This window comes from Mycobacterium sp. UM_CSW (assembly GCF_000455205.1).
Taxonomy (GTDB): Bacteria; Actinomycetota; Actinomycetes; order Mycobacteriales; family Mycobacteriaceae; genus Mycobacterium.
This window is the reverse complement of sequence record NZ_AUWQ01000113.1, coordinates 1-6088: the sequence shown is the minus strand read 5'-3', so window position 1 is coordinate 6088 and position 6088 is coordinate 1. Positions and strand designations below refer to the sequence as shown.

Sequence of the window (6088 nt, the reverse complement as noted above, 5' to 3'; positions counted from 1 at the left end):
CGGCGCCGCCGTGGCCGCCGGCTCCACCCGGGCCTACCAAGGCGGCTCCGCCGGCGCCACCGGCGCCGCCGTTGCCGATCAACCCGGCGGCCCCGCCGTTGCCGCCGTTACCGCCCGTGGCACCGTTGGTTCCGGACCCGCCGGCGCCGCCGTTACCGATCAACCAACCGCCGTCGCCGCCGTTTTGACCGGTCCCCGCGGCGCCGTTGGCGCCGTTGCCGATCAGGGGGCGCCCCGTCGCGGCCTGGATGGGCGCGTTGATCCCATCGAGCACGGTCTGCAGCGGCGACACGTTCGCGGCTTCGGCGGCCGCGAACATGGTCCCGCTGCTGCTCATCGTCTGCGTGAATTGCTGATGGAACAGCGCCGCCTCGGCGCCGAGGGCCTGAAACGCCTGGGCGTGGCCGGAGAACAGGGTGGCCAACGCCGCCGACACCTCATCGGCGCCGGCGGCCAGCACCGCGGTTGTCGGGCCCGCCGCCGCCGCGTGGGCGGCGCTGAGCGCCGATCCGATGTTCTCCACATCGGCCGCCGCGGCCGCCACCAGTTCGGGGTCCACTATCACGAACGACATCGCTTTCCTCCCGGTCGCCATCAAGCAATCGACTCAAGGATGCGAACCATCGGGGCGATGAACGTCGGTCAAAGCTCGTAAATAGCGCGCGGCAGGGGGTCGTAGATCTGCCCGTTCGCGGTGCTTAGGCATATTTGGCTATGCCATGCGGCGCTTAGCCGCGGCCGGCCACTTCCTGGGCGAGTTGCACGCGAGACGTGATGCCCAGCTTCGCGTAGACGTGCGTGAGGTGGGTTTGCACCGTCCGCCGGGAGATGAACAGCCGGGCGGCGATCTCGTTGTTGGCCAGCCCGTCGGCGACCAGCCGCGCGACGTCCCGTTCGGTCGGGGTCAGCGACGCCCAGCCGCTGGTCGGGCGCTTGCGCTCCCCCCGGCCGCGGCGCGCGTAGGCGACGGCCTCGTCGAGCGATAGCCCGACGCCCTCGGCCCACGCGGCGTCGAAGTCCTGCGCGCCCATGGCCTCGCGCAGCGCCGCGACCGTGCGCGCGTGATCCGCGTCGTAGATCCGGAACCGCACCGCGCCGATCTGCCGCCGGATCGTGTCCGCGGCACCCAGCAGCCGCGCCGCGTCGCGATGGCTCTGGCCATCGGCGGCCAGTCGGCCCAGGCACTCGAGGATGTCGGGGACGGCGAGGTGCGCCCCGTACTCCGCAGCGCAGCCGAGCGCCTTGTGGGCGTCGCGCTCCGCCTGATCCGGCTCGCCCTTGGCGATCGCGACGCGCGCGCGCCGGGTCAGCGCCCGGGCCAGGTGCCAGCCCGCCGACGACGCGACCTGGTGGTCCGCCCAGCGTCCGGCCTCGATCAGATCGCCTCGGGCCAGGGCGACCTCGACGATCGGGTTGGCGATCGCCGCACCCAGCTCGCCCTCGACGGCCACCCGCTGCTGCGCCGCCTCGGTGGCCGCGGTCGCCGCCGCGACGTCACCGGCGGCCAGCGCCGCGGTGGCCAACACCGCATAGCTGAATCCCTCGTTGTAGGGCCACAAATCCGACGCGGCTTCCAGGGACGCGCGCGCCGCGGCCGCGGCCGCCTCCACCTCGCCCTGGAAGGAGAGCACCAGGCTGAGGCTCAGTCGCGCGCCCCACCGGAACAGGACATCGTGCGCCGCGTCGGCATCGGCGGTCACCTCGCTGAACTGCTCGACGGCCTTGACCAACTCGCCCTTCATCATGTGCGCCAGGCCGAGGGTCCAGCGGCACGAGCGCGCATGGAACCGGTCGCCGATCGAGGCGGCGAGTTCGCAGCCTTCGCGGGAGGTCGCCTCGGCGGCGACCGGATCGCCGGCGTAGAACGCGCCGTTCGCCTGCCAGGTCAGGATCTGGATCAGCCGCCATTGGTCGTCCAGCGTGCGGGCGATGCCGATGGCCTCGGCCAGATACGGGCGGGCCGCGTCGGCGCTGTAGGAGGCGATAGCACCGCAGGCGGTGAGCGCGCGCGCCAGCAGCGCGGGGTCGTCGATCTGGCGTGCGATCGCCACGGCCTGTTGTGCCTGCTCGAGGTTGTCGCCGATGCTGCGCGACGCGTCCAGGGCCGCCTTGTCCGCGAGGGCGCGCCCGCGCACCACGGCCGAGATCCCGGCGTTGTCCTCGGGGAGGGTGGCGTCGAACCACGCCAGCCCCTCCTGGATGCGTCCGCGGGTCTGCCACAGCGGCTGCAGCGACGACGTCAGCTCCAGCGCCCGCTCGATGTCCCCGGTTTGGCGGCTCCACGCGAATGCGGCCCGCAGGTTGTCGATCTCGATCTCGACCTGTTCGATGCGGCGCTGGTGGTCGGGGTCCGCGGGGCTGTCCAGCAGGGCCGCCAGCGCCGCGTAGTAGTCGCGGTGCCGCGCGTGCACCTCGTCGGCCTCACCGGATTCAATCAGCTTGGCCATCGCGTAATGGCGCACCGTGTCGAGCAGCCGGAAGCGGGTCCTGTCGCCGGCGTTTTCCGCCACCACGAGGGACTTGTCCACCAGCTGGGCGAGCCGGTCGAGGATCTGGAGTTGCTGCGCCGGGTCGCCGTCGCCGACGACCCGCGCGGCGTCGAGGTCGAATCCGGCCCGGAAGACCGCCAGCCGGCGGAACAGCACGCGCTCCGGCTCGCTCAGCAGCTCGTGGGACCAGTCGACCGATTCACCCAACGTCCGTTTGCGCCGCGTCCCGGGGCGGACGCCGGTGACCAGCCGGAACCGGTTACGCAGCCCGTCGAGGATCTCGGTCAGCGACATCATCCGCACCCGCGCCGCCGCCAGCTCGATCCCCAAAGGCAGGCCGTCCAGGCGCTCGCAGATCTCGCGCACCGCGGCGGTGTCGTCGACGGCGATGTCGAAGTCGGGCCGGGCCAGGCGCGCACGGTCGACGAACAGTTCGATCGCTTCGTCGGCGAGCGACAGCGACGGCACCCGCCAGGTCACCTCGCCGGCCACCCCGATCGGCTCGCGGCTGGTGGTCAGGACCGTCAACTGCGGGCACGCCCCCAGCAGCGCGACGGTCAGGTCGGCGCACTCGTCGATCAGGTGCTCGCAATTGTCCAGGACGAGCAACACCCGCCGATCGCCGAGGAACCGCAGCAGGGTGTCCGTCGCCGAGCGCCCCGGCTGGTCGGGCAGGCCCAGCGCCCGAAGCGCCGCGACCGGCACCACGTCGGGGTCGGTGACCGGCGTCAGGTCGACGAACCAGACATTGCCGTCGAACTCGGCCGCCGCCTGCGCGGCCACCTGGACCGCCAGCCGGGTCTTGCCGACGCCGCCAGCGCCGGCCAGGGTCACCAGCCGGTTCTCGTACAGCGCCTTGACGACGTCGTTGGTCAGGGTGACCCGACCCACGAACCGGGTCAGCTGCACCGGGAGGCCGTGCGGGACGACGCTGCCCGTGGTGCGCAGCGGCGGGAACTCGACATCCAGGTCGGAGTGGCACAGCTGCGCCACCCGTTCGGGGCGCGGAAGGTCGCCGAGCTGATGGGTGCCGAGATCGGTCAGCCAGGCGTCGGCCGGCAATTGGTCGACGACCAGGTCGCGGGTGATGCCCGAGAGCAGGATCTGGCCGCCGTGCGCCAGGTCGCGCAGGAGTGCCGCCCGCTCGGGGGTCGAGCCGACGTAGTCGCCGGCGTCGTCGAGCTGGACCTCGCCGGTGTGCACGCCGATCCGCAGCCGAATCGGCGCCAGCGGTGCACGCTGCAACTCCACAGCACACGCCACCGCGTCGGTCGCGTGCGCGAAGGCGGCCATGAAGCTGTCGCCGACACCCGGCTCGATCACCAGAACGCCGTCGTGGGTGGGGACGAGCTCGGAGGCGGCGCGGTCCAGCCGCACGAGCGCGGCCGTCATTTGCTCCGGCCGCGACTCCCACAGTCGCTCGGAACCCTCGAAATCGGCGACCAGCAGGGTCACCGTTCCCGTGGGCATGAACTCTCTGACGCCAGGGTCACTCCTATTCCATGACCGTATGCCCCCGCGCACATCAGTTTCGCTCATGCCGCCCACCCAGGGTCCAGTTCCAACGCAAATCCATTGAGGTCATCGCGGCGGGGGAGGAAGCCACGGCGGGCCCGCGGACATGGGCTGCCGCTTTGCCGTGGGCGGTCCTACGACCCCGGGCCTCGCTGCATTTACGACCCCTCATGCTCTGTATCTACGCGATACGACCGACGTTAGTTCGACGCAAACCCCCGCATATTTGACTCGTTTCCAACACACGTCGGGGGCCGGGTTCGCAATTCGCTGCGTTTTCACCCCTCGCCCGACGGCGAACGATCGGGAGGGACGGCAATGTCGTACGTGGTAGCGGCCCCGGAGATGCTGGCGGCCGCATCGGCGGATCTGGAGGGCATCCGCTCGGCGTTGAACGCGGCAAACGCGGCGGCGGCCGCTCCGACCTCCGCGGTCGCGGCGGCCGGCGCCGACGAAGTCTCGGCCGCGATCGCCGCCCTGTTTTCCGGGCACGCCGAGCTGTATCAGGCGCTGAGCGCACGGGCGGCGAGCTTTCATCAGCAGTTCGTTCGGGCCATGAGCGCCGGCGGGGCGCTCTACGCGGAAGCCGAGGCCGCCAACGCGTCCATGATCGGGGCGCCCATGCAGGCCGCCGCGCAGGACGTCCTGGCCAACTTGGGCATCGGCAACGTCGGCGCCGGCAACGTGGGCGGGGGCAACAACGGCAACGGGAACGTGGGCAGCGGCAACAGCGGCAACCAGAACCTGGGCAGCGGCAACATCGGCAGCGGCAACGTCGGCAACGGAAACAACGGCATCGGCAACATCGGCGACGGCAACCGGGGCAGCCAAAACCTGGGCAGCGGGAACGCCGGCAACAACAACACCGGCTTCGGGAACAACGGCGTCGGCAACGTCGGCGCCGGAAACCTCGGCAACACCAACGTCGGCAACGGCAATCTGGGCAGCGGCAACATGGGCAGCGGGAACCGCGGCGACGCGAACATGGGCTTCGGGAACCGCGGCAGCAACAATGTCGGCGCCGCCAACACCGGCAACCACAACATCGGCTTCGGCAACACCGGCAACAACGACATCGGCTTCGGGCTGACGGGCGACAACCAGATCGGTTTCGGCGCACTGAATTCCGGCACCGGCAACATCGGATTCGGCAACTCGGGCACCGGGAACATCGGCTTCTTCAACTCGGGCACCGGAAACGTCGGCATCTTCAACTCCGGCAACCACAGCTTCGGATTCGAGAACTCGGGCAGCTTCAGCACCGGGTTCACCAACTCCGGTCAGGGCGACACCGGCTTCCTCAACAGCGGATTCAGCAACTTCGGTGCGCTCAACGGCGGCTCGAACAACATGGGCATGTTCAACGGCGGCTCCCAGAACTTCGGGATGGGGAACTCCGGCTTCCAGAACACGGGCAGCGGCAACGCCGGCTCCCTGAACACCGGTGACTTCAACGCCGGCAACTTCAACACCGGATGGGGAAATTCGGGCGCGAGCAACACCGGCGGGTTCGACTCGGGCAACCTGAACACCGGCTTCGGCAGCGGCATCACCCCGGCCGGGGTGAAGAACTCGGGCTTCGGCAACACCGGCCTGGACAGCTCCGGCTTTTTCAACGCGGGCGGCGATACGTCCGGCTTCCAAAACGCCGGCCTGGCCTTCGAGTCGGGCTTCCGAAACTCGGGCAACGGCAACAACGTCGGCATCGGCAACTCGGGCAGTTTCCTTGCGGGGATTGGAAACACCGGCTTCGACAACATCGGCATCGGCAACTCGAACGTCTTCAACTCGGGCATCGGCAACTCGGGCAACGACGACTCGGGTTTCTTCAACAAGCGTGACGCGCAGTCGGGCTTCTTCAACTAAAGGACGTGTGATGAGTTTTTTGGTGTTGCCGCCGGAGGTTAATTCGGCGAATTTGTACTTGAGCGGTGCGGGGCCGGGTCCGATGTTGGATGCGGCGGCGGCGTGGGAGGGTTTGGCGGGTGAGTTGGGTTCGGCGGCTTCGTCTTTCCGTTCGGTGACGTCGGGGTTGGTGGGGGTGGGGTGGCAGGGTCCGGCGGCGGTGGCGATGGCGCGGGCGG

The 6088-nt window shown here is 70.0% G+C and carries 4 protein-coding genes and 1 pseudogene; 2 read left to right on the top strand and 3 right to left on the bottom strand.

The window, feature by feature from the left end; all coding sequences use genetic code 11:
- From N415_RS33030 to N415_RS27415, 3 genes and pseudogenes are all read right to left on the bottom strand, one after another.
- On the bottom strand, positions 1-319 hold a 319-nt coding region (locus N415_RS33030), incomplete at its 3' end, for a PGRS repeat-containing protein (RefSeq protein WP_343203467.1).
- Positions 320-352: 33 nt separating this feature from the next.
- Positions 353-574 (bottom strand): annotated as a pseudogene (locus N415_RS33025) (PE family protein); the annotation flags it as partial.
- 154 nt (positions 575-728) lie between these two features.
- Positions 729-3959: a LuxR family transcriptional regulator gene (locus tag N415_RS27415; protein ID WP_239645719.1), complete on the bottom strand. Its 3231-nt coding sequence runs from the start codon at positions 3957-3959 to the stop codon at positions 729-731.
- Between the two features lie 363 nt (positions 3960-4322).
- Between N415_RS27415 and N415_RS33320 the strand changes: the two genes are divergently transcribed.
- Together N415_RS33320 and N415_RS31105 are read left to right on the top strand one after the other, a co-directional pair.
- Positions 4323-5870: a PE family protein gene (locus N415_RS33320; RefSeq protein ID WP_068188538.1), complete on the top strand. Its 1548-nt coding sequence runs from the start codon at positions 4323-4325 to the stop codon at positions 5868-5870.
- A 10-nt stretch (positions 5871-5880) separates the two neighbouring features.
- On the top strand, positions 5881-6088 hold a 208-nt coding region (locus N415_RS31105), incomplete at its 3' end, for a PPE domain-containing protein (protein WP_152531609.1).